At 68.2% G+C, this 26,984-nt stretch carries 30 protein-coding genes and 2 tRNA genes; 15 read left to right on the top strand and 17 right to left on the bottom strand.

The window, feature by feature from the left end; genetic code table 11:
• The first annotated feature begins 8 nt into the window (after positions 1-8).
• The gene (gene ilvD, locus FQU85_RS06740) at positions 9-1,724 is read left to right on the top strand and encodes a dihydroxy-acid dehydratase (protein WP_145846007.1); all 1,716 of its coding nucleotides are present in this window, start codon (positions 9-11) and stop codon (positions 1,722-1,724) included.
• Here the strand turns inward: ilvD and FQU85_RS06735 are convergent.
• Positions 1,721-1,954 carry a hypothetical protein gene (locus FQU85_RS06735; protein WP_145846003.1) on the bottom strand — a complete coding sequence of 78 codons (234 nt, stop codon included), beginning with the start codon at positions 1,952-1,954 and terminating at the stop codon, positions 1,721-1,723. The two genes, ilvD and FQU85_RS06735, sit on opposite strands and share 4 nt — an antisense overlap.
• Positions 1,955-2,198: 244 nt before the next feature.
• On the opposite strand from FQU85_RS06735, the gene FQU85_RS06730 reads away from it, so the two are divergent.
• A complete protein-coding gene (locus FQU85_RS06730) occupies positions 2,199-2,888 on the top strand; it encodes a hypothetical protein (protein WP_145846001.1) in 690 nt (229 codons plus the stop codon).
• Here the strand turns inward: FQU85_RS06730 and FQU85_RS06725 are convergent.
• Together FQU85_RS06725 and FQU85_RS13305 are read right to left on the bottom strand one after the other, a co-directional pair.
• Positions 2,885-3,325: a universal stress protein gene (locus tag FQU85_RS06725; RefSeq protein ID WP_145845999.1), complete on the bottom strand. Its 441-nt coding sequence runs from the start codon at positions 3,323-3,325 to the stop codon at positions 2,885-2,887. The two genes, FQU85_RS06730 and FQU85_RS06725, sit on opposite strands and share 4 nt — an antisense overlap.
• A gap of 272 nt (positions 3,326-3,597) precedes the next feature.
• Positions 3,598-3,750, bottom strand: a tRNA-Met gene (locus FQU85_RS13305).
• 93 nt (positions 3,751-3,843) lie between these two features.
• On the opposite strand from FQU85_RS13305, the gene FQU85_RS06715 reads away from it, so the two are divergent.
• Complete coding sequence (locus FQU85_RS06715; RefSeq protein ID WP_145845997.1) at positions 3,844-4,836, top strand: hypothetical protein; 993 nt, start codon at positions 3,844-3,846, stop codon at positions 4,834-4,836.
• Here FQU85_RS06715 and FQU85_RS06710 read toward each other — a convergent pair.
• Positions 4,820-5,170, bottom strand: coding sequence for a DUF5830 family protein (locus FQU85_RS06710; RefSeq protein WP_145845993.1), 351 nt, complete (start codon positions 5,168-5,170; stop codon positions 4,820-4,822). The two genes, FQU85_RS06715 and FQU85_RS06710, sit on opposite strands and share 17 nt — an antisense overlap.
• Positions 5,171-5,229: 59 nt before the next feature.
• Here FQU85_RS06710 and FQU85_RS06705 point away from each other — a divergent pair, with 59 nt between their 5' ends.
• The 4 genes from FQU85_RS06705 (at position 5,230) to FQU85_RS06690 (ending at position 8,280) form a co-directional block, all read left to right on the top strand.
• Positions 5,230-5,859, top strand: coding sequence for a TVP38/TMEM64 family protein (locus FQU85_RS06705; RefSeq protein ID WP_145845991.1), 630 nt, complete (start codon positions 5,230-5,232; stop codon positions 5,857-5,859).
• A 47-nt stretch (positions 5,860-5,906) separates the two neighbouring features.
• A complete protein-coding gene (locus FQU85_RS06700; RefSeq protein ID WP_145845988.1) occupies positions 5,907-6,593 on the top strand; it encodes a proteasome subunit beta in 687 nt (228 codons plus the stop codon).
• 1 nt (position 6,594) lies between these two features.
• Entirely contained in the window at positions 6,595-7,257 is a 663-nt protein-coding gene (locus tag FQU85_RS06695) for an archaeal proteasome endopeptidase complex subunit alpha (RefSeq protein ID WP_145845984.1), read from the top strand.
• A 267-nt stretch (positions 7,258-7,524) separates the two neighbouring features.
• Positions 7,525-8,280, top strand: coding sequence for a glucose 1-dehydrogenase (locus FQU85_RS06690; protein ID WP_145845981.1), 756 nt, complete (start codon positions 7,525-7,527; stop codon positions 8,278-8,280).
• 132 nt (positions 8,281-8,412) lie between these two features.
• On the opposite strand, the gene FQU85_RS06685 is transcribed toward FQU85_RS06690, so the two are convergent.
• From FQU85_RS06685 to FQU85_RS06680, 3 genes are read right to left on the bottom strand one after another with little or no spacing between them, the layout of a single operon-like run.
• On the bottom strand, positions 8,413-8,772 hold the full coding sequence (locus tag FQU85_RS06685; protein ID WP_145845979.1) for a hypothetical protein: 360 nt from the start codon (positions 8,770-8,772) through the stop codon (positions 8,413-8,415).
• Between the two features lie 50 nt (positions 8,773-8,822).
• Positions 8,823-8,939: an HVO_2523 family zinc finger protein gene (locus FQU85_RS13745; protein ID WP_304610617.1), complete on the bottom strand. Its 117-nt coding sequence runs from the start codon at positions 8,937-8,939 to the stop codon at positions 8,823-8,825.
• A gap of 36 nt (positions 8,940-8,975) precedes the next feature.
• The gene (locus FQU85_RS06680) at positions 8,976-12,128 is read right to left on the bottom strand and encodes an adenosylcobalamin-dependent ribonucleoside-diphosphate reductase (protein WP_145845974.1); all 3,153 of its coding nucleotides are present in this window, start codon (positions 12,126-12,128) and stop codon (positions 8,976-8,978) included.
• A gap of 310 nt (positions 12,129-12,438) precedes the next feature.
• On the opposite strand from FQU85_RS06680, the gene FQU85_RS06675 reads away from it, so the two are divergent.
• Positions 12,439-12,624 (top strand): hypothetical protein, encoded by a 186-nt coding sequence (locus FQU85_RS06675; protein WP_145845972.1) that lies wholly within the window; start codon positions 12,439-12,441, stop codon positions 12,622-12,624.
• Here FQU85_RS06675 and trpG read toward each other — a convergent pair.
• The 4 genes from trpG to trpD are packed head-to-tail and all read right to left on the bottom strand — an operon-like array spanning position 12,605 to position 16,387.
• Positions 12,605-13,192, bottom strand: a complete 588-nt coding sequence (gene trpG, locus FQU85_RS06670) for an anthranilate synthase component II (RefSeq protein WP_145845968.1) — start codon at positions 13,190-13,192, stop codon at positions 12,605-12,607. The genes FQU85_RS06675 and trpG overlap by 20 nt on opposite strands.
• Positions 13,189-14,748, bottom strand: a complete 1,560-nt coding sequence (gene trpE / locus FQU85_RS06665) for an anthranilate synthase component I (protein ID WP_145845965.1) — start codon at positions 14,746-14,748, stop codon at positions 13,189-13,191. The genes trpG and trpE overlap by 4 nt, the downstream gene beginning before the upstream one ends.
• Entirely contained in the window at positions 14,745-15,392 is a 648-nt protein-coding gene (locus FQU85_RS06660) for a phosphoribosylanthranilate isomerase (protein ID WP_145845963.1), read from the bottom strand. Before FQU85_RS06660 ends, trpE begins: the two co-directional genes overlap by 4 nt.
• Positions 15,389-16,387 (bottom strand): anthranilate phosphoribosyltransferase, encoded by a 999-nt coding sequence (trpD, locus tag FQU85_RS06655; RefSeq protein ID WP_145845960.1) that lies wholly within the window; start codon positions 16,385-16,387, stop codon positions 15,389-15,391. Before trpD ends, FQU85_RS06660 begins: the two co-directional genes overlap by 4 nt.
• 130 nt (positions 16,388-16,517) lie before the next feature.
• Here trpD and FQU85_RS06650 point away from each other — a divergent pair.
• A tRNA-Val gene (locus tag FQU85_RS06650) sits at positions 16,518-16,592 on the top strand.
• Positions 16,593-16,886: 294 nt separating this feature from the next.
• On the opposite strand, the gene FQU85_RS06645 is transcribed toward FQU85_RS06650, so the two are convergent.
• The 3 genes from FQU85_RS06645 to FQU85_RS06635 all read right to left on the bottom strand — a co-directional run bounded on the left by FQU85_RS06645 (position 16,887) and on the right by FQU85_RS06635 (position 18,743).
• Entirely contained in the window at positions 16,887-17,420 is a 534-nt protein-coding gene (locus FQU85_RS06645; RefSeq protein ID WP_145845957.1) for a DUF1684 domain-containing protein, read from the bottom strand.
• Between the two features lie 35 nt (positions 17,421-17,455).
• Complete coding sequence (locus FQU85_RS06640; protein ID WP_145845955.1) at positions 17,456-18,271, bottom strand: FAD-dependent monooxygenase; 816 nt, start codon at positions 18,269-18,271, stop codon at positions 17,456-17,458.
• Between the two features lie 163 nt (positions 18,272-18,434).
• Positions 18,435-18,743, bottom strand: a complete 309-nt coding sequence (locus FQU85_RS06635; protein WP_145845953.1) for a lycopene cyclase domain-containing protein — start codon at positions 18,741-18,743, stop codon at positions 18,435-18,437.
• Between the two features lie 86 nt (positions 18,744-18,829).
• On the opposite strand from FQU85_RS06635, the gene FQU85_RS06630 reads away from it, so the two are divergent.
• Entirely contained in the window at positions 18,830-19,990 is a 1,161-nt protein-coding gene (locus FQU85_RS06630; protein WP_145845950.1) for a CBS domain-containing protein, read from the top strand.
• Positions 19,991-20,167: 177 nt separating this feature from the next.
• On the opposite strand, the gene FQU85_RS06625 is transcribed toward FQU85_RS06630, so the two are convergent.
• Complete coding sequence (locus tag FQU85_RS06625; RefSeq protein WP_145845948.1) at positions 20,168-20,680, bottom strand: GNAT family N-acetyltransferase; 513 nt, start codon at positions 20,678-20,680, stop codon at positions 20,168-20,170.
• A 126-nt stretch (positions 20,681-20,806) separates the two neighbouring features.
• Positions 20,807-21,493 (bottom strand): DNA repair and recombination protein RadB, encoded by a 687-nt coding sequence (radB, locus tag FQU85_RS06620; RefSeq protein WP_145845945.1) that lies wholly within the window; start codon positions 21,491-21,493, stop codon positions 20,807-20,809.
• An 80-nt stretch (positions 21,494-21,573) separates the two neighbouring features.
• Between radB and FQU85_RS06615 the strand changes: the two genes are divergently transcribed.
• Positions 21,574-22,302 carry a hypothetical protein gene (locus FQU85_RS06615; protein WP_145845942.1) on the top strand — a complete coding sequence of 243 codons (729 nt, stop codon included), beginning with the start codon at positions 21,574-21,576 and terminating at the stop codon, positions 22,300-22,302.
• Positions 22,303-22,412: 110 nt separating this feature from the next.
• Entirely contained in the window at positions 22,413-24,635 is a 2,223-nt protein-coding gene (locus FQU85_RS06610; protein WP_145845940.1) for a CDC48 family AAA ATPase, read from the top strand.
• 184 nt (positions 24,636-24,819) lie between these two features.
• On the opposite strand, the gene FQU85_RS06605 is transcribed toward FQU85_RS06610, so the two are convergent.
• Positions 24,820-25,194, bottom strand: a complete 375-nt coding sequence (locus FQU85_RS06605; RefSeq protein WP_145845937.1) for a 30S ribosomal protein S8e — start codon at positions 25,192-25,194, stop codon at positions 24,820-24,822.
• A 95-nt stretch (positions 25,195-25,289) separates the two neighbouring features.
• On the opposite strand from FQU85_RS06605, the gene FQU85_RS06600 reads away from it, so the two are divergent.
• Genes FQU85_RS06600 through FQU85_RS06590 form a run of 3 tightly spaced genes read left to right on the top strand, consistent with a single transcriptional unit; the run spans position 25,290 to position 26,960 of the window.
• Positions 25,290-25,730, top strand: coding sequence for a DUF2240 family protein (locus FQU85_RS06600; RefSeq protein WP_145845934.1), 441 nt, complete (start codon positions 25,290-25,292; stop codon positions 25,728-25,730).
• Positions 25,730-26,101: a hypothetical protein gene (locus FQU85_RS06595; protein WP_145845931.1), complete on the top strand. Its 372-nt coding sequence runs from the start codon at positions 25,730-25,732 to the stop codon at positions 26,099-26,101. Before FQU85_RS06600 ends, FQU85_RS06595 begins: the two co-directional genes overlap by 1 nt.
• Positions 26,102-26,138: 37 nt before the next feature.
• Positions 26,139-26,960 carry an NAD(+)/NADH kinase gene (locus FQU85_RS06590; protein WP_145845929.1) on the top strand — a complete coding sequence of 274 codons (822 nt, stop codon included), beginning with the start codon at positions 26,139-26,141 and terminating at the stop codon, positions 26,958-26,960.
• Positions 26,961-26,984: the final 24 nt, after the last annotated feature.

Genomic DNA, 26,984 nt, shown 5'->3' with positions numbered 1-26,984 from the left:
GTCGTGGTATGAACGACCACCCCACGAAAGAACCCGGACTCCGGAGCGCGGAAGTCACGGAGGGCCCCGAACGCGCACCCCACCGGGCGATGTTCTACGCGATGGACTACGACCGAGACGACCTCGCGAAGCCGATGGTCGGCGTCGCCAACCCGGCCGCCGACATCACGCCGTGTAACGTTCACTTGGACGACGTGGCCGCCGCGGCCTACGAGGGCATCGAGGACGCGGACGGGATGCCCATCGAGTTCGGCACCATCACCATCTCGGACGCCATCTCGATGGGCCACGAGGGCATGAAGGCGTCCCTCATCAGCCGGGAGGTCATCGCGGACTCGGTGGAGCTCGTGTCGTTCGGCGAGCGTATGGACGCGCTCGTCACCGTCGCCGGCTGCGATAAGAACCTTCCCGGGATGATGATGGCGGCCATCCGCACCGACCTCCCGACCGTCTTCCTCTACGGCGGCTCCATCATGCCCGGCGAGCACGACGGCCGCGACATCACCGTGCAGAACGTCTTCGAGGCTGTCGGCGCGGTGTCCTCGGGGAAGATGGACGAGGAGGAAATCGAGGAGATGGCGTGTCACGCCTGCCCCGGCGCGGGATCCTGCGGCGGGATGTTCACCGCGAACACGATGGCCTCCATCAGCGAAGCGCTCGGCCTCGCCCCCCTCGGATCTGCGAGCGCGCCCGCCGAGTCCGAGGAGCGCTACGACGTGGCGCGCGACGCCGGTGATCTCGTGCTCGACGCCGTGGAGAACGACCGGAAACCCTCGGATATCCTCACCCGCGAGTCGTTCGAGAACGCCATCGCGCTCCAGGTCGCGCTCGGCGGCTCCACGAACGCCGTCCTCCACCTGCTCGCGCTCGCCGCCGAGGCCGGTATCGACCTCGACATCGAGGACTTCAACACCATCAGCGACCGCACGCCGAAGATCGCGAACCTCCAGCCCGGCGGGGAGCGCGTGATGAACGACCTCCACGCCGTCGGCGGCGTCCCCGTCGTCATCCGCCGGCTCGTCGAGGGCGGTTACATGCACGGGGACGCGATGACCGTCACCGGCCGCACCATCGCGGAGGAACTCGACGAACTCGACCTGCCCGCGGACGACGACATCGAGACTGACTTCCTCTACACCACGGACGACCCGCTCCACGAGGAGGGTGCGATCAAGGTCTTGACCGGGAACCTCGCGCCTGACGGTGCAGTCCTGAAGGTGACGGGCGACGACGAGCTCTACCACCAGGGGCCGGCGCGCGTGTTCGAGAACGAGGAGGCCGCGATGGAGTACGTCCAGACGGGCAAAATCGCGAGCGGCGACGTCGTCGTCATCCGGAACGAGGGGCCGCAGGGCGGCCCCGGGATGCGGGAGATGCTCGGCGTCACCGCCGCCGTCGTCGGGCAGGGCCACGAGGACGACGTGGCGCTCCTCACGGACGGCCGGTTCTCCGGCGCGACCCGCGGTCCGATGATCGGTCACGTCGCGCCCGAAGCGGCGGCCGGCGGCCCCATCGCGGGCGTCGAGGACGGCGACACCGTGACGGTTGACATCCCGAATCGCGAACTCTCCGTCGACCTCGACCGCCACGAGATAGAAGAGCGCGTCCGGGAGCGCGAGGAACCCGAGCGCCAGTACGACTCGGGCGTGCTGCGGAAGTACGGAGACCTGTTCGGCTCGGCCGCCAGAGGAGCGGTGACGAATCCGGCGGTGCGGCGGGACTAAGCCTCGTAGCCGTGGCCGAGGAAGAGCGCCACGGCGTGCGCGAGGACGAGCGCGGCGAACGCGACCTGCGCGTCCGCCGACGGGAGTCCCGCGACGAACAGGGGGACGTAGAGGAAGGGGAGGGCGACCGCGCTCCAGAACCCGGCGGCTTCGAGGGGTTTCGGAACGCCGAGCGGGAGCGTTTGCGACCCGACGCGGCTGTTCTCGTGAGGGGTTGGAGGACTCGACATCACAGCCAGCCCTACACGACCCACCCCCATATAAGGAGTCAACCGTTGGGGTGGTTTCAGGACGTTTCACGCGCTCCACGAGAGAGACGCGGGAGTTTTATCGAGCGACGAGCGGCCACGAGACATTTTATCGAGCGTGCTCGTACGCCGAAATCGCGAACACGCCAGTGCGGTCGTCCGCCGCCGCGGCCCCAGTCCACTCCGACTCCAGTCCGCTTTACTCCCCGGAGCACGAACCACGGGTATGGCCACGCGCGCGCCCGGTGTCCGCGACCGGTTCGACCCCCAGACGCTCGCCGCGTGGGGGGTCGTCGTCTGGTCGGAACTCACGCTCGTCGTCTTCTACCTCGCGATTACGCCCGGCTGGGTGACCGAACCGCGGTACGTCGTCTACCCGTTCGTCTGGATTAACCTCGGCCTGCTCGCCGTCCTCCACACCCGCCGCTGGGTTCGCGACCGCGACCCCGCCCCCCGAACCAGGCTCGTCGCGGGCGCGCTCGCCGCGGGCTACTTCGCCGTGCTCGCCACCGTCGGCGGCCTGCTCTTCCTCCCGCTCGTCAACCCACCACACGGCGGCACGACGGTCTCCGTCTCGTGGGTGCTGCCCGGCTGGGGCCCCATCGTCACCGCCCGCGCGCTCGGCGTCCAACTCACCATCGTCCCGTTCAAGGCCGTCGGCTACCTCGCGCTCTCCTACGTCCTCTACGCCCGCCTGCTCGACGCCACACGGATGGTCGCGTCCGCCGTCCTCGGCCTGTTCTCCTGCGTCGGCTGCACGATGAGCCTCCTCGTCCCCCTGCTCGGCGCGAGCACGTTCGCCGGCGCGACCGCCTACACGTGGGACGCCTCCACCCTCGTCTACGTCGTCGCGCTCGCCACCCTCTACTGGAGTCGCGAAATAGAAGCAGCGATCCGCCAGCGCCTCGCGCGCTAGTCGACCTGGGTCTTCACGACCGTCACCGGCCGCGACGCGATGCGGACGACGCGCTCCGTCACGCTCCCGAGGAGGTTCCGGTACGCCGCCGACCGCTCGCGCGTCCCGACGACGATGAGGTCGACGTCGTGCTCGTTCCCGTACGCGAGAATCTCGTCCGACGGCCGCCCGTGCACCAGTTCGGTCACCACGTCCACGTCGTCGGCCGCCGACTCGACCGCCGCGAGCGCGTCCTCACCGGACTCCACCAGCCCGCTCTCCAATCCCTCGTGCTCCTGCACGTACTCGTCGCCCGAGTACGCCGAGTACACGTCCTCATCCACCACGTACAGCGCGTGCAGCGTCGCACCCGTCGCCTCCGCCAACGCCACCGCGTGCTCGACTGCCTCCGCGGACGCCTCGCTCCCGTCCGTCGCCAAGAGAATACGGTCGTACATCAGTCGAACCGACACACCCACGACAAATAAAAACACCCGCCGACGCCCACCCGGCGAGACCACCCCGTCATTTTCACGGGGCTGTCGCTCACCGATGCGAGCGACGACGTGAAAATGCCCGGGGAGGGGGTTCTGCACGCTCACCCCGCTCGCGTTGAACTACGCCGAGACGGTCGGCCTCCCACGGGTCGGCCGCTGCGACTCGTCTCGTTCGAACCCTCACGGGGCGTTTCGACGAACGACTCGCTAACGCTCGTCGATTCGTCAGAAAATGCCCGGGGAGGGGTTCGAACCCTCGGCCTCCGCATGTCCCAGGTTCGAGGCTCGGCGGGCCTCGGGGGACACGCACAGCCACCGAATGGCTGCCGCACCGAATCTCGGAACCCTATGAGTGCGGCGCTATGACCAGACTAAGCCACCCGGGCTCGGTTTCCGGTAGACGGCTGTCGCCTATTAAGGTTCTCATCTGGGCCGGGTGACCCGCCGGGTTTATGTCCGCAGGTGCGTTTTTCCGGGGTATGGACGTACCTGCGGCCGTGGACGCGGCGCTCGACGGTGAGAGCGTCGCGGCGCGCATCCCGCTCCGCGGCGAGGACGCGTTGTTCGTTACGGCGACGCGCACGCTCGCGTACCGGGCGGACGGCCTGTTGAGCGACGAGTCGGTGACGGAGTACTCGCACGCCGCCGAGCGCATCACGGTGGCGGAGGGCCGGCGGAAGTCGAAGGTGACGCTGGATTACGGGCTGGAGGGCGAGGACACGCTGACGGTGCCCGCGGGGAAGCTGGACGACGCGCTCCATCCGATTATCGCGGGCGTGTTGAACCACGCTGACGTGACCGCGGCGGGGGAGACGGTGAAGCGGACGTATCGGTTCAGCGAACTCACGCTCATCGTCACGAGCGACCGCCTGGTGAAGCACGTCGGCGCGGCGGTCTGGGACGAGGACTACGAGGAGATCGTCTTCGGCGAGGTGACCGATATCGACACGGAGGAGGGGAACGTCGCGAGCCAGCTCGTCCTCGAAACCACCGGACGAACCCAGCGCATCAAGGCGCCGAACGACTCGTTCCGGGACGTGCGGGAGACCGTGGAGGACGCGCTGTTCGCGGCGCACGACGCCGACGACTATCAGGAGTTCCGGCGCGCGGTGGCGAGCGACCGCCCCGAAGCGGAGTCGGCGAGCGCGGTGGCGTTCGACAACGACAGCCTCGAACCGCTCGGCGGCCGCGACGAGGCGAACGATCCGGACGGCGCGTCGGCCGAGGCGGGCGAAGGCGGCGGACAGGCGAGTGCGCAGGTGGCGGTAGAAGAGCCCGAGTCGAGCCCCGAGCCGGAGCCGACGGTGGATGTCGAGGAACTGCGGGCGGAACTGGACGACCTCGCGGGAACCGTCGACCAGCAGGCGGAACACATCGCGGAGCAGGAGGCGCTCCTCGCCGAGCAGTCGGCGCTCCTGGAGGAGCAGCGCGAGCGCATCGAGGCCCTGCGGGAGACTATTCGCGACCAGTGACTTTGCGGACGCAAGAAGAGCCGAATGGGCCGAGTTCGCCCGTTTCGAGGTTGAGGAAGTAGCCGGTGGAGATGCCGGTGCCGCAGCGTCGACACGTGAAGTCGCCTTCCTTCGTGACGATGTCGGGGTCGAAGCCGCCGTAGCCGCCTTTGTTGAACGTGACCTCGCTGCCGTCTCGGTCGATGATGCCGCGGGATTCGGCCTCGTCGAGGATGCGCCGGGTCTTCTCGGGATGGGTGGTGACGGCTTCGAGTCGGTCGACGGCGTCCGCGACGGAGAGCGTGTCGTCGTCCATCGCGGCGAGGAGTTCGACGCCCGCTTCGACCGCGTCCATACCGTAGCACCCGGCCGCGGAGTACAAGACATTTAGCGTTCGCCGCCGGATTCCGGGATATGGTGTCGGTGGCGGGCCGGACGCTGCTCGCGGCGCTGGCGGGCGTCTGCGTGCTCGCACTGGCTCTGCTCGTTCCGGAGGGCGTGCTGGCGCGGGTGCGCGGGGTCGTGGCGAGCCCGTGGTTTCCCTTGATTCTCGTGGGTTTGTACGTCGTGCGGCCGTTCCTCGCGTGGCCGGTGTCCGCCCTCTCGGTGCTCGTCGGGTACAAGTACGGTCTCGCGCTCGGCGTGCCGGTAGCCCTCCTGGGCGCGGCCGGAACGAGCCTGATCCCGTACTACGTCGGCGACCGGCTGCCGACCGCCGGGCGCGTGCTCGGCCGCGTTCGCTCCGGCGGGGAGCGGTACTTCGCGGCCGCAGGCGACACCCGGGGCGTCGTCGCGGCGCGTCTCGCGCCGACCCCGGCGGAAGTCGTGTCCGCGGGCGCAGGTATCGCTGGTGTCCCGCTGCGCGCGTTCGTCGCCGGGACGCTTGTGGGGGAGCTCCCGTGGACGATAGCCGCAGTTGGTGTCGGCGCCTCGCTCGAGTCGTTCAGCCTCCGGAGCGCGTTCGACCCGGTGCTCGTCGGCGCGTGCGTCCTGCTCGCCGCCCTCCTGCTCGCGAGGCCGCTGTATCGTTCGCGCCGCCGCTAAAATATATTTTAGCTAACATATTTGCGTGGGTCGGCCCAAGCACGGGTATGGAGACACCACAGGAACCCGACCCGGTCGGTCGGCGCGCGCTCCACGAATCGAACCCAGGTCTCGTCTCGCCCGGATCCGGCGACGGCGCGGAGACCGGAACCACCGTCGTCGGCGTCGCCGCCGGCGAGAGCGTCGTGCTCGCGGCCGACCGACGCGCCAGCATCGGCGGCCGCGTCGTCACCAACAAGCACGTCCGGAAGGTCGAACCCGTGCACCCGACCGCCGCCGCGGCGCTCTCCGGCACCGTCGGCCACCTCCAGCAGTTCGTTCGCCTCCTCCGCGCCGAAACTCGGTTGTACGCCGACCGCCGCGACACAGCCCCATCGATGACCGCGCTCTCCACGCTCGCCGGAAACGTCCTCCGGAACGCCGGCCTGCAGGTCAGCCCCCTGCTCGGCGGCGTCGACGACACCGGCGGCCACGTCTTCGAGGTGGACGGCGCGGGCGGCGTGCTCCGCGACACGTACGCCGCCGGCGGGAGCGGGATGCAACTCGCGTACGGCGCGCTCGAAGACGCCTACCGCGACGACCTCACGACCGAAGACGCGCGAGCGGTCGCCGCGTCCGCGGTGGGGAGCGCGAGCGAGCGCGACACCGCGAGCGGGAACGGCGTCACCGTCGCCACCGTCACCCGCGAGGGCGTGCAGGTCGACGAGTACGCCGGCGCCGGGGAGGTGGCCTGAGATGGAAGACCAGCAGGCGTACGACCGCGGCACCACCATCTTCTCGCCGGACGGCAGGCTCTACCAGGTCGAGTACGCCCGGGAGGCCGTCGGACAGGGCGCGCCCGTCGTCGGCGTCCGGGGCGGCGACGCGGTCGTGCTCGCCGCCGCACCCGACGCCGGGTCGCCGCTCGTCGAGACGGACAGCATCGAGAAACTCCACCGCGTGGACGCCCACCTCGCCGTCGGCACCGCCGGGCACGCCGCGGACGCCCGCCGCCTCGTGGACATCGCCCGCCAGACCGCCCAGGAAGAGCGCGTGCGGTACGAGGAACCGATGGCTGCGGACGCGCTCGCCACCGCGCTCGCCGACCACGTCCAGGAGCGCACGCAGACTGGGGGCGCGCGGCCGTACGGCACCGCGCTCCTCGTCGCCGGGAACGCGGACGGCCCGACGCTCGTGGAAGTAGACCCCTCGGGCGCGACCCGCGAGTGGCGCGCGAACGCCCTCGGCGACGGCGCACCGGACGCGCAGGAACACCTCGAAGCGACCTACGAAGACGGACTCGCCGCGGAGGACGCCGAGGAACTCGCGCTCGACGCGCTCGACGCCGCGGTCGGCGACGACCACCCGACGGAGACCGTCACGGTCACCGCGGCCGGCGCGGCGTTCACTGAGACGTAGGCGAGAGGCGGCGTCCGGAGCGGGACGGGGAGCGCGGCGCTCGTCAGTTCGTCGGTTCGCTGCGCCCACGAGCGGGGATCGGCGGTCTCGAGTCAATCGCGCGCTTCGGCACCGATCCGACGGAACCACAGCAGAGAGACGCGGGTGCGTGGCGGCCGCGCCGGGATCGATACTGGCGACAGTTACTGATAGGGATATATACAATAGCTACTTCACAAAAGCCTACTAACTAGTTGCTGTCGCGTCAATCGCGCGGCGGCTGATACTATGAACGGAATACAAGGCGGAGTCGCGGTCGTTACCGGTGGCGGCTCGGGAATCGGTCGACAGTCGTCGATTCGGTTCGCCGAGGAAGGCGCGAAGGTCGTCGTCGCCGACGTCGACGAGGACGGCGGCCGCGAGACCGTCGAGATGATCGAGAGCGAGGGCGGCGACGCGACGTTCGTCAGAACCGACGTCACCGACTCCGACGACGTGGCCGCGATGGTACAGACCGCGCTCGACGAGTACGGCGGCCTGGACTTCGCGCACAACAACGCCGGCATCGCGGAGGAGGGCGCGCGCCTCGCCGACTACGACGAGGCGGAGTGGGATCGGATGATCGACGTGAACCTGAAGGGCGTCTGGCGGTGCCTGAAAGCCGAGATCCCCGAGATAATCGAACGCGGCGGCGGCGCTATCGTCAACACCTCGTCGGTTGCCGGCGTGAGCGCGAACGGGAGCGCACACTACGCCGCCAGTAAGCACGGCGTCATCGGGCTGACTCGACGGGCGACGGTCGACTACGCCGACGACGGGATCCGCTTCAACGCCGTCTGTCCGGGCGTCATCGACACCCCGATGGTTCAACAGGCGGGCGAGGACAACGCGGAGGAGCTGGACCGCATCACCGCGGGAATCCCCGCGGGACGCCTCGGCGACCCCGAGGAGATAGCCGACGCCGTCGTCTGGCTGTGCTCCGAGGACTCCTCGTACGTGATGGGGCAGCCGATAGTCATCGACGGCGGCTTGCTGGCGCAGTAAACCCAGCCGGCCACCAGCACTCGCTATTTCGAGGAATCGGCGGGCCGAACGCCAAGTTCGACAGCAAAATACCGCGGTCGATCCGACGGAGACGCCGCCAGCGGAGCAGTAGTCCGGCGGCGTTCGTTCGTCTCAGCTCGCGCGCCGCTTGCCGTCGCCGAGGAACTCACCGGAGAGCACCGCGTCGGCCGCGCGACGGCCCGCGTCCGTCAACACGTATCCCTCGGGGGCGTTCTCCACGAACCGCCCCGTCAGCTGTCGGAGGTGGTACGCGAACCCCGCCGAGCTCTCGGTGTCGGCCGCCGCCTGCAGGTCGGAGAACGAGACCGGCGTCTCGCCCTCGCGCTCCGCGCGCACCAACCGCACGAGCACGGTGACGCGAACCTCGTTCGCGAGCGTCCCGAACGCCTCGCTCGACGCACCCGGGTCGGGCGACCGCTCACCGTCATCGACGGCCGCCGCCGCCGTCCACGACTCGCTCCACTCGTCCATACCCACGGGTTCGCGTCTCGCCCGCAAAAGCAGTCGGGTGCCGGCAGAAGTCAGGGCGTGAACGGGTCGCTGCAGTCCGCGAGCACGCCGTGCTGCGGGCAGACGTACTTACAGTGTCGCTTCAGGAGGGCGGACTCGCACATCGGACACGTCGGCCCATCAGCCATACAGACGAGAAGACCGCGGGGGAGAAAACTCCTAGGTTAGCACTCGCTCCAGCCGCAGTTCTGGCACGTCTTGCAGCCTTCGGAGTAGTAGAGATCCATCGTCCCGCAGTCGGGGCACTCCGGTAGCTCGCCGGCCTCGATGAGCTTCTTCGTCATGTCTTCGTCACTGTCGCCGGGAGCCGCCTGCTCTGTGTCCGGCGTCGCGGTGCCGACCGATTCGGTGTCCGCGTTCGGACTCTCGGAGGTCGCGCCGCCGTCGAGCTTCGCGACGTCCGCGTCTTCTTCTTCGTCCTCCGCGAGTTCGGTGAGGTTCTGCTGTTTCGGCACCTGCTTGTCGATGTCGCCGTCGAGGTACCGCCGCATCGCCGTGCCGATGGCGTCCGGGATGGAGTTGATCTGCTCGCCCTTATCCCAGGCGACCTTCGGACTGCGGATTCCCTGCAGTTCGCTCGCGATCTCCTCGGGGTCGACGCCCGCGCGGAGCGCCGTCGAGACGGTCTTCGCGAGCGACTCCGTGAATGACGCAGTGAACCCGCCCGAGTTCCCGATGTTCGCGAACAGTTCGAACGGCCGGCCCTGCTCGTCCTCGTTGATGTTCACGTAGAGCTTCCCGTAGCCCGTGTCGATGCGCTGGGTGACGCCGTACAGCACGTCGGGCCGCGGGCGCTTCTGCGCGCCGTCGACATCGACGTCGACGAGGTCGTCCGTATCGCCGCCGATGGCGTCCCGCACGTCCTCGTTGTCCAGGAACGTCTCGAGGTCGCCGAACGCGTCCTGAATCTGTTCGAGGAGCACCTCCGCGGCCTCGTCCTCGTCCGAGAACTCCGCGTTGTCGGCGCGCGTGGTGAGCACCTGCTTCGAGCGCGTGCCGTCGCGGTAGACGGTGACGCCCTTCCCGCCGTGCTCGTAGATGTAGCGGTAGACTTCGTCCATGTCCTCCACGCTCGCGGAGTTCGGGAAGTTACACGTCTTCGAGATGGCGGAGTCCACGCCGTTCTGGCAGGCGGTCTGGACGGCCGCGTGCTGCTTCCCGGAGAGGTCTTCCGTCACGACGAACAGTTCGCCGATGGCGTCCGGCACCGTGGAGAGACCGGTGACGCCGTCGAACTCGTTGTTCGCCATCTGCTCTTGGGCCTCCTCCTTGACGGCGTCGACGTCGATGTCGTTCGCCTCCAGCGTTCGGAGGAAGTAGTCGTCGAACTCCACGAGCATCTCGTCGCCCTGCACGTCGTCGCTGACGTTCTTGTAGTACGCGACGTTGTAGATGGGTTCACAGCCGCCCGTGGTGTTCCCGACCATCGACGTCGTGCCCGTGGGCGCGATAGTGGTCGTGTTGTGGTTCCGAATCGGGTAGCCGTCCGCCCAGTCGTCCGCGGACTCGCCCGTGTGGTGTTCGAACCACTCGCGGTACTCGGTCGGGTTCGCGTACTTCGAGTTGTTCCACTCGTCGAAGCTTCCGCGTTCCGTCGCGAGTTCGTGGCTCGCGTCCTTCGACTCGTGGTTGATGTGGGTCATGACCTGGCTCGCGATCTCGTTCGCGGGCTCGGTACCGTAGGAGACGCCGAGCTGGACGTAGAGCTGCGCGAGCCCCATCACGCCGAGACCGATCTTCCGCATCTCCCGGACCTTCTCCTCGATCTCCTCGACCGGGAAGTCCGACATCGTGACGACGTTCTCCAGGAAGCGCGTGCCCTGCTCGATGCGGTGGTCGAACTCCTCGTGGTCGAGCGCGTCGTCGAGGAACCGACTGATCCCCTCTTCGAGCGTGTCGTACTCGTGCTCCTCGCTCCAGACGCGCCAGTCGGGCGCGTCCTGCGCGGCGAGCGTGGAGAGATTGATGTGCCCGAGGTTGCACGCCTCGTACTCCTCCAGGGGCTGTTCGCCGCACGGGTTGGTCGCGAGGATGCGGTGGTCGGGGTGTTCCTCCACGTCGAAGGAGTGCTGTTTGTTGACGCGTTCGAGATAGATGACGCCGGGTTCGCCGTTCTCGTGCGCGCCCTCGACGATCGGATCCCAGACCACGTCGGCGGGCATCGAGAGCGGTTCGCCGACCTCGACGTGGTCGCCGAGGCCGTACCGGGCGTACATCTCCTTCGTCTCCTCGGTGGCGATGTGGGGTTCGCCCGTGCGGGGGTTCGTGAACGTGAACTCCTCGCCGTTCTCCAGGGCCTCCATGAAGTCGTCCGTCACGCCGACGGAGATGTTGAAGTTCGAGAGGTGGCCTTCGACCGCGTTCCGGAGGTGCTTCGGAACCTTCCCGTCCTCGTCGATGAGGCCCCGGGCCTCTTCGAGGGCCTCGTTGAACGTCGTGTACGTGTAGTCGTCGGGGTCGTTGAGCTTCAGGCAGTGCGCGAGGCTGACGTCCTTGTTCTTCGAGTGGATGAACTCGATGACGTCCGGGTGGCTGATGCGCATGACGCCCATCTGCGCGCCGCGGCGCGCGCCGCCCTGCGCGATGGTCTCGCACATCTGGTCGAACGTCTCCATGAACGTCATCGGGCCGGACGCGATGCCGCCCGTGCTGCCGACGGGGTCGCCGTACGGCCGGAGTTGCCAGAACGCGTACCCCATGCCGCCGCCGGACTGGAAGACTTCCGCGGCTTCCTTCGCGGTCTCGTGGATGTCCGTGATGTCGTCGCCCGGGGAGTCCACGAAGCACGCGGAGAGCTGCTGGAGTTCGTCGCCCGCGTTCATCAGCGTCGGGCTGTTCGGCATGAAGGACAGCGACTCCATCAGATCCTGGAACTCCGCCGCGGTGTCCTCGACGTGCGCGCGGACGTCCTCGGGGAGGTCGGGAACGACGGTGTCGTACGCGAACTTATTGACGTTCTCCGCCGTCAGTTCCGTCTCCGCGCTCTCGTCGTCCGCGGTGACGCCCTCGCCGAACACCTCGGCCGCGAGCTCGTCCCGGCGCGGGTGGTCGGGCTTGAGCTGGTCGGGCGTGACGAGCACGTCGACGCCCTGCTTCTCGGACTCGTAGACGGCCTCCGCGAGCGCGATGTTCTTCGCGACGCGGTCGAAGAGGTCTTCCTGCGTCTCGACGAGGTCGCCGTCGGCGTTCTTCTTCAGGTAGCGCGCGGGCAGGATGTTGTTGTACGCGTTCTCAGTGAGGCGGTCCTGCAGCGTGTCGCCAGTAACGCGCTTGATCGGGAGCGTGATATCGCCCGCGGATAGCTCGTTCGAACTCATTGTCTATACCTCCGGGATTCGGCGTGTAGGGGGATCGAGTCTCGTTTCATAGTAGATTTCCGGGAGTCAGGTGACGACGATGTATTACTGTAGCCCGAACCATATACCTAGTGGATTCGGTGACCGGGTGTCGTCACCGCACCCGGCACGTGGTGTCACGTCGGTAGAACCGGGGCAAGTATAACAGTACTCAAAGGGGAGTGAAACTAAAATCGGGGTCGTCTCCGGCGCGTCCCCCTGCTGGATACCGTTCCAGTTTCACGCCCGCACAGCCCACACGCTTTTGCCCGTAGTCGTCCGTTCTCCGAGTATGCCCGCGCCAGCACTCGCGGCGATGGGGGTCGGGTCGCCGCTCGGCACCCTCCTCGTCGCCATCGTCGCGCTGCTCGTCATCGTGCTCGTCGGCCGCGTCCTCCTGAGCGTCGCGTGGAAACTCCTGCTCGTCGCGGGCGTCGTCGTGGCCGCGCTCTACGCGCTCAGTGTTCTCGGGCTGTAGCGAGGAAGTTCCCGACGATGTCGTGGCCGACGCCGGTGAGCACGCTCTCCGGGTGGAACTGCACGCCCGCGAGCGGATAGGTCTCGTGGCGGACGCCCATCGCGAGCGTCTCGCCGTCGTGGTCGGTGGTCGCGGTCACGTCGAAGCACTCGGGTATCTCGGTGCAGACGAGCGAGTGATAGCGTCCCGCGTGAAAGCCCTGTTCGAGGCCGCGGTAGACGCCGTCGCCGTCGTGGCTGATTGGATAGGCCTTCCCGTGGACGGGTTCGGGGGCGTGCCCGACGGTGCCGCCGAACTCGTACACCGCGGCCTCCATTCCGAGGCAGACGCCGAGCGTCGGAACCAGCGGGGAGAGTTCGCGAAGAACGGGCATCGTCACGCCCACGTCGCGCTCCGTCGCGGGGTGGCCGGGGCCGGGACTGACGACGATGGCGTCCGGGTCGGCGTCCCGAACCTCGCCGAGCGACGCGGTGTTCTTCAGCACCGTGGTGTCGTGGCCGCGCTCGGAGACGTACTCCACGAGGTTGTACGTAAAGGAGTCGAAGTTGTCCACGAAGAGGACGTTCATTCCGACACCTCCGTGATGCCGGCGAGCGCGTCGAGCACGCCGCCCATCTTCTTCTCGGTCTCCTCGAACTCGCTGTCCGGGTCGGAGTCCGCGACGACGCCCGCGCCCGCGCGAACGCGGATCGTGTCCGACCCGGCGGCGCGTCGCTCGCCGTGTTCGATTGTCGCGGTGCGGATGACGATGGCGAAGTCGGCGTCGCCCGTCCACGAGACGTAGCCGACGCCGCCGCCGTACGCGCCCCGCGGGCCGTTTTCGAGGGCGTGGATGAGTTCCATCGCCCTGACTTTGGGCGCGCCGGAGAGCGTGCCGGCGGGAAAGGACGCGCGGACGGCGTCGAACGCGTCGTACTCGTCGGCGAGGTGGCCGGTGACGGTGGACTCGATGTGCTGGACGTGGCTGTACTTGAGGACGCGCATGAACTCGGGGACGGAGACCGAACCGGGGTCGCTGACGCGGCGCACGTCGTTGCGCGCGAGGTCGACGAGCATCGTGTGTTCGGCGCGCTCCTTCTCGTCCGCGAGCATCTCGCCCGCGAGCCGGCGATCCTCGACGGGACTCGTCCCCCGGGGACACGTGCCGGCGATGGGGTTGTTGAGGACGGTGCGGCCGCGGACGGAGACGAGGGTTTCGGGGCTTGCGCCGACGACAGTTCGGTCGCCGGTGCGGACGACGTACATGTACGGCGAGGGGTTCACGTCGCGCAGCGACTCGTAGAACCCGAGCGGGTCGACGTCCCCGTGGAGTTCGCGCGTGCGGGAGATGACGCCCTGATAGATTTCACCGTCCAAGACGGCGTCCTTCGCGCGTTCGACCGCGTCCGTGTACTCGTCGCGCGGGCCCGCGGACTCCCCGGTCTTCCGGAACCCGCCCGTGTCGGGATGCGAGGCGTCCGCGAGCTCGTCGGCGACGCGGTCGGCCTCGTCGGCGAGCGCGTCGTACACGTCGCCGGGGTCGTCGTCCGCACCGACGACGGGCGTGAACACGAGCGACACCTCGCCGGTGGCGTTGTCGAAGACGAGCGTCTGCGTGGTGAGGACGAACTGGGCGTCCGGGAGCGGCGTCTCGGGTCGTTCGACGCCGACCTCGTCGAGCCAGAGGTCGTAGACGGCGTCGTAGGCGAGGAAGCCCACGAGGCCGCCGTCGAGGAGCTGGCGGTCGGCGTCCGGGAACCCCCGGCGGTCCGCGTCGGGGAGCGCGGTTCGGAGGGTGTCGAGCACGTCGTCGCCGCGTTCGGGCGTGACGTGGTCGGCGGCGCCCGTGCCGGCGAGGGGGTCGACGGTCGCGCCGTCGGGGTCGACGGTGACGAGCGCGTCCGGGTCGTAGCCGACGAACGAGTAGCGGGCGTGCCGGTCGTCGGACTCGTGCTGGAACGCGCCGTCGGGGTCGCTCGCAGCGGTCTTGCTCGCGGATTCGAGGAGGAAAGAGTGGTCGCCGTCGGCGAGCGCGGCGTACGCGGCGAGCGGCGACGCGTCCGTGTCGAGGTCGGCGCTCGCGTACGCGACCACGGGGTCGTCGCCCGCGCAGCGCTCGGCGAAGTCGGCGCGCTCGACGTTCACGCCACCACCCCGTCCGCGTGCTTCGCGGCGGCGACGAACGCCGCGACCGCGTCGTGGTCTTTCACGCCGCCCGACTCCTCGACGCCCGACGCCACGTCGACCGCGAACGGCCGGACGGTCTCGACGGCCTCGGCGACGTTGTCGGGGGTGAGGCCGCCCGCGAGCACGATCGGTGAATCGAGGCGCGCGGCGAGGTCGCGGGTGACCGTCCAGTCGTGGGTGCGGCCCGTGCCGCCCGCGCCCGACGCGTCCGTCGAGTCCACGAGGAGCGCGTCCGCGGCGTCGTCGTACCGCGCGGCGTCCTCCGGACTGTCGGCGTCCACGGTCTTCACGAGTTTCGCGTCCACGCCGTCCGCGAGCGCGGCGAGGTCGGTTGCGGGGACGTCGCCGTGCACCTGGAGCACGTCCGGCCGCACGCGAGCGGCGAGGTCGGCAGCGTCGTCTGGCGCGTCCGGCATCGTCACGAGCACGGTGGTGACGAACGGCGGAACGGACGCGGCGAGGGCGGCGGCGCGCTCGGGGTCGAGTTCGCGGGGCGTGTCCACGGGCACGTCCACGATGAACCCGAGGGCGTCCGCGCCGGCGTCGACCGCCGCGGCGGCGTCCGCCTCGTTCGTGATGCCGCAGACTTTCACGCGCGTCATTTCGACGCCTGCAGTGTCGCGAGCGTCTCGGCGGCCGCGCCGGTGTCGATGGCTTCGCGCGCGCGGTCGACGCCCGCTTCGATGCTGTCGGCTTCGCCGGCGACGTAGATGGCCGCGCCCGCGTTCGCGAGAATCACGTCGCGCTTCGGGCCGGTGACGACGCCCTCGACGATTCCCCGGAGGTCGTCGGCGTTCTCCGCGGGCGTCCCGCCCTCGATTGCCTCGATGGGCGCGCGTTCGAGCCCCATGTCGCTCGGCGTGAGCGTGTACTCCTCGACGCTGTCTCCGTCGACTTCCGCGACGACGGTTTCGTCGTGAATCGCGATTTCGTCGAGGCCGTTGCCGTAGACGACGAGCGCGCGCTCGGTCGGCATCCGGGTGAGCGCGTTCGCGAGCAGGGGGACGAGGTCGGGGTCGTAGACGCCCATCAGTTGGGCGTCCGCGCCCGCGGGGTTCGTGAGCGGCCCGAGGACGTTGAAGACGGTGCGCATTCCGAGTTCGCGGCGCGGGCCGATGACGGCCTTCATCGCGGGGTGGAACGCGGGCGCGTGCATGTAGCCGATGCCGTCGTCCTCGATGCGGTCTTCGACGGCGTCGGGGCTGGCGTCGAGGTCGACGCCGACCTCCTCCAGCACGTCCGAACTGCCGGAAGAGGAGGAGACGGAGTAGTTGCCGTGTTTGGCGACGGGGACGCCCGCGCCCGCGACGACGAGCGCCGTGGTGGTGGAGACGTTGATGGTGTCGTAGTCGTCGCCGCCGGTGCCGCAGGTGTCCACGAGCGGGCTTCGGTCGGGGTCGATGGTGCGCGCGGCGTCCCGCATGCCCTGCGCGAACCCCGCGATTTCGTCCTCGGTCTCGCCCTTCGCGCGGAGTCCGGCGAGCAGCGCGCCGATCTGGGCGTCCGTGGCGTCCTCGAACACCGCGGACGCGGCGCTCCGCGCGTCGTCCAGTGAGAGGTCGTCGCCGTCCGTCACGCGTCGAATGTAATCCTGCATAGTGGCCACCAATGTCCGATTGTGGGTTGTAATGTACAAGTGTGTACGTAGACTTAAGCCTGTCGCGGTCGGGCGTCGAATCCGAGTCGAAACCATCAAGTGTAGCGCCGGCATACGGAAAATCGCAGGCGGGTTGGTGGTCTAGTCAGGCTATGACACCTCCTTGACATGGAGGAGGCCGGCGGTTCAAATCCGCCCCAACCCACTTCTGACGAACCGCAACGATGAACGATAGTGAAGAGTCCGTTCGTCGAAGTGGACAGGCGGATTTGAACTAGGGAACGAAGCGGAGCGAAGTGACTGAAGTTCAAATCCACCCCAACCCACTACATTCTGTCGCGAGCCAACTGGCGAGCGACGAATTCGTGCAGTGGACGCGATTTGAACCAGGGAGGACGCGCGCAGCGAAGCGAGCACGTCCGAGTGAGGTTCACAATCCGCCCCAACCCACTACATTCTGTCGCGAGCCAACTGGCGAGCGACGAATTCGTGGAGAGAGTTATTCGGTGTTTTCGTACCGTTCGCCGGCTTCGATGCGGGTGTCGAGGTGGTTTTCGAACGGGACGAGCGGGCATTCGTAGGCGTCCGAGTACGCGCAGAAGGGGCTGTAGGCGCGGTTGAAGTCGAGGAGCCAGACGCCGTCGCGTTCGGCGTCTTCGTCGAGGTCGAGGTAGCGGCCGGCGGGATAGGTGGTGTCGCCGTTCGTCTCGTCCGTGAAGGGCACCCAGAGCTGTTTTTCGCCGGGGTCGCGGCGGTAGGCGGTGAGCGTGTGGGTGTCGCCGTCGAGTTCGAATTCGAACTCGCCCCAGCGGTAGTAGGTCTGTTCGCCGTCCTGGGTGGTGTCGACCTGGATGGTGTCGTGGTCGTCGAACTCGTGGAGTTCGAGTTCGAATCGGTACTCGGGGTCGGGGTCGTAGTAGTCGAGGCCGTCGAAGCCGTCGCGGTCGCCCGTCGGAATCGGGGAGCGCGGGTGTTCCGCGAAGTACTCGTCCTTCTCGGCGCGTTCGCGCTGGAGGCGTTCCGCGTAGTCCATACAGATAGTTGTGCGTGCGGCGTGAAAAGCCCTCGTCAGTCCGTGGTTTCTTCCCCGAGGTCGAGGTGGTCGGCGAGCCGTCGATGGGCCTCCTGCGTGCGTTTCTCGCGTTCGTCCGCGTCGATGTACTTCGCGAAGCGGTCGTCGATGTAGCGCTCGCGGAGTTCGTCGTCGTCGGGCGCGTCGGGTGCGTTGTCGAGGTACGCCTGCCAGCGCTCGCGGGTCGCCCACTCGCCGGTGAGGGTCTCCTCGCGGCGGAGCCAGTCGTAGTGTTCAGCGAACGTGCCCTCGTAGCCGTCGGCGCGGCGGACGTCCGCGATGATGGCGCGGCCGACGTGCGCGCCGTGGCCGGCGGCGATGAGCGCCTGGTCGGGGACGCCGGCGTTCGGCCCGGCGACGTACAGGCCGTCGAGGGGCGTCGCGCCGTCCTGCTCGACGACCGAGGAGTCGAACTGCTCGTACTCGCCGTCCAGCACAAACTCGACGGGGAGGCTGTCGAGGTACTGCCAGTCGTACTTCGTCGCGGCGACGACGAAATCGGCGCCGAGAACGCGGTCGTCCTGCGTCTCGACCCGGAAGCCGTCGTCCGTCTCGAAGACGTCGGTGACCATGTCGTCGACGACCTCGCAGCCGGCCTCGCGCGCGTGGTCGTGCGCGAGGTCGTAGAAGGTCGCGGGGTCGATGCCGGCGGGGAATCCGAGGTAGTTCTCGACGAACGCGGCGCGGCGGAGCGAGGAGCTGCCGCGGTCGAGTATCGTCGTTTCGAGGCCGTATCGGGCGGTGAAGACGCCGGCCGCGGCACCGGCGGGGCCGCCGCCGACCACTGCGACGCTGGGGGTGGAACCACTCATGGTTTTAGGTCTACCTAAACGTCTATGGGTGTTTCGGACTACAGCGACGCGCCGCAGTCCGGACACTCGTCGTCCGTTTTCGTGACGCGACAATCACACTCCGGACAGAAGTCGAGATAGCACGCCGGGTCTCCCATGCCACACGATACCACTCTCGTGCGTATCACTCCTTCGACGAATGCAGCGTCTCGTGGACAGCGACGACGAACGCCGGGACGACGACGATAAACAGGTGCTCCTCCAGCGGGATGCCGAGCACGTCCACGCCCGTCCGTAACGTCACCGCGAACACGCCGATTTCGAGCGTGTACCAGTCCCAGACGAACCCGACCGGATAGAGCACGGCTATCGTCCGCGCCGCTCGCCCAAACGCCGCCTCCCGGTAGAGCAGGGCCGCTGCGAACGCGCCGAAGACGACCTCCGACGCCAGATACGTGTACGAGCCGAACACCGCGCTCACATCAGGGATCATACCCCGACGAAGGGAACGAACCACCGTAAGCCCTCGCGGGCCGCAACAAGGTTTTAGACTATCCCCCCCGACTCTCCGATACACTCATGGATATCTCCGACATCGCGACACAGGACTACGTCTCGGTCGACGCCGAAGAACGCATGGGGAAAGTGCGCTCGCTCTTCGAGGACGAGAACCCGAAGGGCATCATCGTCACGCGCGCCGGCGGCGCCGAGTTCGAGGGCGTCATCACCCAGAAGCAACTCCTCTCCTCACACATCGAGGACGACACCCGCGTCGCGTCTCTCACCAACCCATCCAGTCACAGCGTCCCCAAACTCGACCGCACGGAGAACGTCCGTGACGTCGCCCGCAAACTCGTCGAGGGGAACACGAAAGTCGCGCCCGTCTTCGAGGCCGACCAGCTCTGGGGCGTCGTCACCGAAGACCTCATCCTCGACGCCGTCCTCGACAACCTCGACGCGCTCACCGTCGACCAGATCTTCAGCGAAGACATCATCACTGTCGACGAAGACGCCAACATCGGCACGGTCATCAACCGACTCCGCGAGAACTCCATCAGCCGCCTCCCCGTCCTCGACGAGGACGGCTTCCTCACCGGCATCGTCACCGTCCACGACCTCGTCGACTTCATCGTCCGCGACGTCGAGAAGACCACGCGCGGCGACCGCCGCGGCGAGATGGAACGCCTCCTCGACCTCCCCGTCTACGACGTGATGTCCAGCCCCGTCACCACCATCCACCCCGGCGACAGCGTCGAGGACGCCGTCCGCACCATGCTCGGCGACGACATCGCCGGACTGGTCGTCACCCCCGAAGACGACGACCGCGTCGTCGGCGGCATCCTCACCAAGACGGACGTCCTCCGCGCGCTCTCCTTCACCGAAGAGGAACGCATGGACGTCCAGATCACGAACATCGACCTCCTCGACACCATCGGCCGCGAGGACGTCCGCGAAGGCATCGAGGACATCACCCAGAAGTACAGCGACATGCAGGTTCAGCACGCGCACGTCCGCTTCCACGAACACAAAGAACGCCTCCGCGGGACGCCCCTCATCTACTGCCAGATCCGCCTCCGCACCAACAAAGGCCAGGCCGCCGGAACCGGCGAAGGCTACGGCGCGGACAACGCCCTCAACCTCGCGCTCGACCACCTCGAACGCAACGTCCTCGAACTCAAAGGCATCCAGGCCGACGAGGAGTACAAGGGACAACTCCTCCGCAAGCTGAACGAGCTCTAGGGCTTTTTTACCGTTCGGGTCGGCGAAGCCGACTGCTCACGGTAAACCCCTCCACTAAAAAACCCGAGCGCGCCGGCGGCGCGCTCGGTACTCCCCGCGGGCCGTTCTTCCGCGACCGCATCCGCGCCGCACAGCAATACGCACCGCGACCGCCGCACAGCCACCGCCACAAGACGGTTACAGGTCTCGCCGGTAGATTGCGGTTTCGAGTTCCTCGCCGGCGAATTCGGCGGTGCGGCTACCGGCGTGAACGAATCCACGGCGGGTGTAGAATGATTGGGCGCGTTCGTTGCCGGCGAGCGCTTCGAGCACGAGCGCGTCCGTGCCGTCGGGAAGACTGTCGAGGACGCGTTCGAGGAGCGCCGTCCCTATCCCGTCCTGCCAGTGATCGGGGTGAACGTAGAGCGCTGTCAGCCCGGCGTCTCCGGGATTGACGAACCGCTCGGTGTCCGCCCACCGGACGCGGGCGTACCCGACGATGTCGCCGTCCCGTTGCGCGACGAACACCCGTCCGTCGGCCTCTCTGAGTTCCTCGAAGCGCCGTTCCGCGGTGTCGTCGGAAACGCCCGTGGAGAGCGAGTCGAGAACCGATTCCGGGACGAGACCGCTGTAGGCGGCCCGCCACGCGAGCGTGTTCACGCGCTGGAGTCCGGCGAGGTCGTCGGGAGACGCGAGGCGTCGAACATCCATACGCCGTCCTGACCGCCCAGCGAGAAAAACCGTTGCGCTACGCCTTGAGCTGGAGCCAGAGGTACGCGAACACCACGAACAGGAGCGAACACCCGGCCGCGCCCGCGAGCACCCAGACGTCCGAGTTCATGTGACGCTCTCGATGCCGTCGTTCGTGATTCGGAACTGCGCCCGGTCGCCCTCCGGTTTCGCGCGGTGCTTTTCGAGAGTGGCTCGGCGGCGGTCGCCCTTGAAGCGGTCGAGGCGAACCACCGTTCCCGTCCAGTGCTGGAGGGTGTGGCCGCCGAGCGGGCGGCTGGTGTCGGACTCGGGGTCGGTGTACACTTGGTTGGTGAGGACGGCCGCGAGGTCGTGCTTGCGCGCGAGCGAGAGCAGGTGCGTCGCCTGCTTGGCGACCTGCCGGAGCGCGTCGCCCGCCTCCTCGTCGTCGGCGCGGCGGAGGCGGTAGAACCCGGTCGCGGAGTCGAGCACGACGAGGCTGGCGTCGGGCGCGAACTCGGTCGCGTCCCGCACGGCCTCCGCCTGCTCGTCGAAGTCGTGGGCTTCGGAGACGACGATGCGGGACGAGGCGGCGTCCGGGTTGCTCGCGCTCCCCTCGAGCACGTCTCGAAATCGGTCGACGGAGAGGCCTTCGGTGTCGACGTAGACGACGGTGTCGCCGTCGTCCGCGGCCTCGACGGCGGCGGAGAGCGCAACGTTCGTCTTCCCGGCGCCCGGCGGGCCGTAGAGCTGGGTGACGGTGCCGCGCTCGAACCCGCCGCCGAGCAGGTCGTCGAGCGCGCCGCACCCGGTGGTGAGGGGGGAGTCGGTCACTACCCCTACGTTACGCGCTATCGGGGAAAAACACACCGAACGGCGGAGTGCTTTTACTCGCCGCCGTCCGAAGCGTGGGCGTGATAGTCGTCGCGACCGAGGACTTCGAACTCTACCACGAACTCCTCGCGGAACTCAGGAACCGGGACGTCTCCTTCACGACCATCGAGCCCGGCGACCGGATCCCGGAGGAGGCGGCGGTGCTCGTGACCGGCGCGGGCGACGACGTAGACGCCGCCCTCGAGACCGTCGTGGCGGACGCCGACGACGCGCGGAAGGCCGTGGACGAGGCGCTCGCCGTCCTCCGCGGCGGGACGGGGCGAACAATCGTCGGCGTCGACCCGGGGCCGAACCCGGGCGTCGCAGTCCTGTCCGGCGACCTCGTGGTCGCGGCGTTCCGCGTGCCCGTCGAGGACACCGTGGACGTGGTGCTGGACGAGATCGAGGGCGCGCTCGACCCGCTGGTGCGAGTGGGTGACGGCGCGCGGTTGCACGGCGCGCGCGTCGTCGACGGTCTCGCGGACGCTGGCGTGACGGTGGAACTCGTGGACGAGACGGGGACGACGCCCCACCTGGGCGCGGGCGTGCGGGGGATGGACGACGTGCTCGCCGCGGCGAACATCGCGCGCCTAGAGGGGGAGGTCGTCACGTCGCGGTCGTTCGAGCCGACAGCAGGCGAGTTACAGGTCATCAAGAGCCGGTCGCGGGAGCGTTCCGCCGAGAACCGCGCCATTCCGGAGTCGCTCGCCCGGCGGGTGGCGCGCGGGGAGTTGACGCTGGACGAGGCCATCGAGGAGCACGGGGAGTAGGCGACGAAGGGGTGGACCGCCACCGCTATACGCGTCCGTGCCATACGTTGGCATACGTCTGTCGTCGGAAGGTTCTTCGGGCGACAGGGCGCACCTACACCCAACTAACGATGAACGAAGTCCAACTCGAGGTCGCGAAAGCCTACCCGAACGACTCGGGCAGAGGTATCGCGCGCCTCGACCCCGACACGCTACTCCACCTGAAGCTCAGCCCGGGCGACATCATCGAGATCGAGGGCGCGGAGACCACGGCCGCGAAGGTCTGGCGCGCCGACCGGCAGGACTGGAACACGGATACCGTTCGCATCGACGGGTTCACCCGGCAGAACGCCGACGTCGGTATCGGCGAACGCGTCGAGATACGAAAGGCCGAAGCGGAGAAAGCGGACAAGCTCGTGCTCGCGCCGCCCGAGGAAGCCTCGGTGCAGTTCGGCAGCGACGCCGCCGGCATGGTCAAGCGCCAGATTCTCAAGCGGCCGGTCGTCGCGCGCGACATCGTCCCCGTGATGTCCTCGACGAACCACCCGTTCATGCGCTCGCCCGGCCAGGCGATTCCGCTCATCGCCGTCGAGACCGAACCCGAGGGAGTCTGCCTCGTCACCGAAGACACCGACGTGGAACTCCGCGAGGAACCCATCAGCGGGTTCGAGCGCACCGGCGGCGGCATCACGTACGAGGACATCGGCGGCCTCCAGAACGAGATTCAGCGCGTCCGGGAGATGGTCGAACTCCCGATGAAGCACCCCCAGATATTCCAGAAGCTCGGCATCGAGCCGCCGCAGGGCGTGCTCCTCCACGGCCCGCCCGGAACGGGGAAGACGCTCCTCGCGAAGGCCGTCGCCAACGAGACGAGCGCGTCCTTTTTCTCCATCGCCGGCCCCGAGATCATCTCGAAGTACTACGGAGAGTCCGAACAGCAGTTGCGGGAGATATTCGAGGACGCGAAGGACGACTCGCCGTCCATCATCTTCATCGACGAACTCGACAGCATCGCGCCGAAGCGCGAGGACGTGACGGGCGAGGTCGAGCGCCGCGTCGTCGCGCAGCTGTTGACGATGATGGACGGCCTCGAAGGCCGCGGCCAGGTCATCGTCATCGCCGCCACGAACCGCGTCGACGCCGTCGACCCCGCGCTCCGCCGGCCCGGCCGGTTCGACCGCGAAATCGAAATCGGCGTCCCCGACGAGGTCGGCCGCGAGGAAATCCTGAAGATTCACACGCGCGGCATGCCGCTGTCGGACGACGTGAACCTCGGGAACCTCGCGGACGACACGCACGGCTTCGTCGGCGCGGACATCGAGAGCCTCACCAAGGAGGCCGCGATGCGCGCGCTCCGGCGCTACCTCCCCGAGATCGACCTCGACGAGGAGGACATCCCGCCGAGCCTCATCGACCGCATGATCGTGAAGCGCCAGGACTTCCGCGGCGCGCTCAACGAGGTCGAGCCCTCCGCGATGCGCGAAGTCCTCGTCGAACTCCCGAAGATATCGTGGGACGACGTGGGCGGCCTCACCGACGCGAAACAGCAGGTGCAGGAGTCCATCGAGTGGCCGCTGAACTCCCCCGAGAAGTTCGGGCGGATGGGCGTCGAACCGCCGAGCGGCGTCCTCCTCTACGGCCCGCCCGGCACCGGGAAGACGCTGATGGCGAAAGCCGTCGCGAACGAGACGAACGCGAACTTCATCAGCGTCCGCGGCCCCCAGCTTCTCTCGAAGTGGGTGGGTGAGTCGGAGAAGGCCATCCGGCAGACGTTCCGGAAGGCCCGGCAGGTCAGCCCGACCATCATCTTCTTCGACGAGCTCGACAGCCTCGCGCCCGGCCGCGGCCAGAACGCCGGGAACAACGTCTCAGAGCGCGTCGTCAACCAACTCCTCACCGAACTCGACGGCTTAGAGGACATGGAGGACGTGATGGTCATCGGCGCGACCAACCGCCCCGACATCATCGACCCCGCGCTCATCCGCTCCGGGCGCTTCGACCGCATGGTGATGGTCGGGCAGCCCGACACCGAGGGCCGCGAACGCATCCTCCGCATCCACACCGACGACACGCCGCTCGCGCCCGACGTGAGCCTCCGCGAACTCGCCGAGATAACTGATGGGTACGTCGGTTCGGATCTCGCGAACATCGCGCGCGAAGCCGCCATCGAAGCGCTCCGCGAGGACGACGACGCCACCGAAGTCGGCATGCGGCACTTCCGGAAAGCCATGGAGAACGTCCGCCCCACCATCAACGACGACCTCCTCGACTACTACGAGGACGTCGAAGAACAGTTCAAAGGCGGCCAGACACCCGAAACGGGACGGGAAGGCGGCCACATCGGCTTCCAATGAACGTTTTTGCTCGGCGGGTCGCGCTTCGCGCGACCGCTTGAGCAAAAACCTTCACTAAAAACGCGGCGCTCGCTTCGCTCGCGACGTGAATCGCCTCGCTCGGGTTCGTTCGAACCGCTCGCTCGGCGAACGCTTCTAGATCTGGAGAGGAGAGTGAAACCGTCGTGTCGGTCGGACGGCGGGGTTATTCGTCGACGATGACGGCGTTGACCTGGCCTTCCTGGCCGGGGCGAGACGTGACGCGGGCGGTGCCGGCGTCCGTCTCGATGAGCGCGCCCTTCGTGATGATGTTCCGGCGGACGTAGTTCGGGTTCGCCTCGTTCTCGGTGACGTCCTCGATGGTGGCGTGCGTGGTCTCGCCGTCCTCGGTGACGTTCGCGACGTTCGTGGAGAGCGTGCGGACTTTCTCCTCGCCGCCGCGGGAGTCGACGGTGCGGAACTTGGGTTCGCCGACGGTGGTCTCGGTGGGGCTGCGGCCGAGTTCGTGCTTTTTCTTCTTGCTGTGCGGTCGACTGCGCCCACCCGTTTTCGTGCGCTTGGAGCGGCCCTGGTATTGCATACCCGTATTGTGGCTCAGCGCGTACTAAAAAGGCTCGGAACCGGAGTCGCGTGAAAACCGCGCGATTTACGCCCGGCGGGCGAAGAGTACGGGTGATGAGTCTTCGCGTGACGGTCGCGGCCCCGTTCAAACAGCGGGGGAAGGCCCGGATCGGCGAACACGAGTTCGTGGTGGCGCTCTCCCTCGACCGGGACTGGCTGTCGCCCGATCAGGCAAAGCGCGTCATCGACATCGCCACCGGAGAGGGCCTCGTCTCGCGTGACGACGGCGACCTCATCGCGGACTTCGACCTCGATTCGGTCGAGATCCCGGATGACTTCTCGCCGGACAAGTCGGTGTTCCGGGAGCGCTCGGCGTTCGAGCGCGCGGTGGACGCACTCGAAGCGGACGGCCTGGAGAAGCAGGAGGTCGTCGCGGCCGTGAACGAACTCCAGCAGGAAGTCGGTATCACGGCGGACGCGGCGGCAGTGGTGTACGCGCGCCGCGAGGGCGTGGACGTGGACGACGCGGCCGCGAAGGCCCGGGAGGAGCTCTGATGGTCGCGGAATCCCTGAACGACGGCGTGCGCATCGCGGAGTTGCTCGCCTCCGAGTTGACGGGTCGGCAGGTCGGCTCGTTCGCGGACGTAACCGTCGAGAACGCGGATCTCGACGTGGAGCCGACGGCGGACGGCGCGCGCGCGTACGACGTGCACCACGCGGGCGAGCGGGTGGCAGAAGTGTTCGTCCACCCGGAGCGCGCGCACGTGGAGTTCGACACCGGACTGGACGCGGCGCGGGAAGCGGCGGCGGAGCGTGGGTTGCGGACGCGGCCGAAAGCCGTCGAACCGCCGCGACTCCTCGTGTTCGTTGCGGACGCGGCGGAGGTGAAGCGAGCCGTGGACGCGTTCGACGCGGCGCTGTCGTAAGGCGGGATTTTTACTGTCGGGCGTTCTCGGGGCGGGTATGCGTGTGGGAATCGTCGCGCAGCGCGGGAACGCGCGCGCGGCCTACCTCGCGGCGGACATCGCGGACGCGCTCCCCGAGACGGTCGAGGTGTGGGTGGACGAGGAGAGCGCGGAGGCCGCCGGCCTGGAGGGCCACGAGGTCTCGGCGTTCTCGACGTGCGACCTCGTGGTGAGCATCGGCGGGGACGGGACGTTCCTGTTCGCGGCGCGGGGCGCGGGGAGCGTGCCGATTCTCGGCGTGAACCTCGGCGAGGTCGGCTTCCTGAACGCGGTCGCGCCGGAGGACGCCGTGGCGGCGGTGAAACAGGAGGTCGAGCGCTACCTCGAGACGGGCGCGGTTCGCTCGCGGGACGTGCCGCGCATCGAGGCGTCGGGCGCGGACTGGGTGCTCACGCCGGCCTTGAACGAAGTCGTCGTACAGGGCCCGCAGCGCGGGCACGGACAGGGCGTCAGCGTCGAAGTTCGAGTGGACGGCTCGCTGTACACGGCGAGTCACGCGGACGGCGTGCTCGTCTCCACCCCCACGGGAAGCACGGCGTACAACCTCAGCGAGGGCGGGCCGCTCGTCCAGCCCGGCGTGCACGGGTTCGTCGTCACCGGAATGTGCGCGGAGGACGCGATGCCGCCGCTCGTCACGCGGACGGATAGCGAGGTCACCGTGCGCGTGGACGACGCCGACCACGCGGTCGTGTCGAGCGACGGCTCGAACACGCGCGAAATCGAGACGCCGAGCGAGGTGACGCTCCGCGAGGCGGACGAACCCGCGCGGGTCGCGGGGCCGGCGAGCGACTTCTTCCAGGCGCTCGGAAAACTGGAGTGAACTTCCGATACCGAAAGTAGTTCC

The sequence above is a fragment of the Salarchaeum sp. JOR-1 genome (assembly GCF_007833275.1).
GTDB lineage: Archaea > Halobacteriota > Halobacteria > Halobacteriales > Halobacteriaceae > Salarchaeum.
This window is presented reverse-complemented; position numbering and strand designations above follow the sequence as displayed.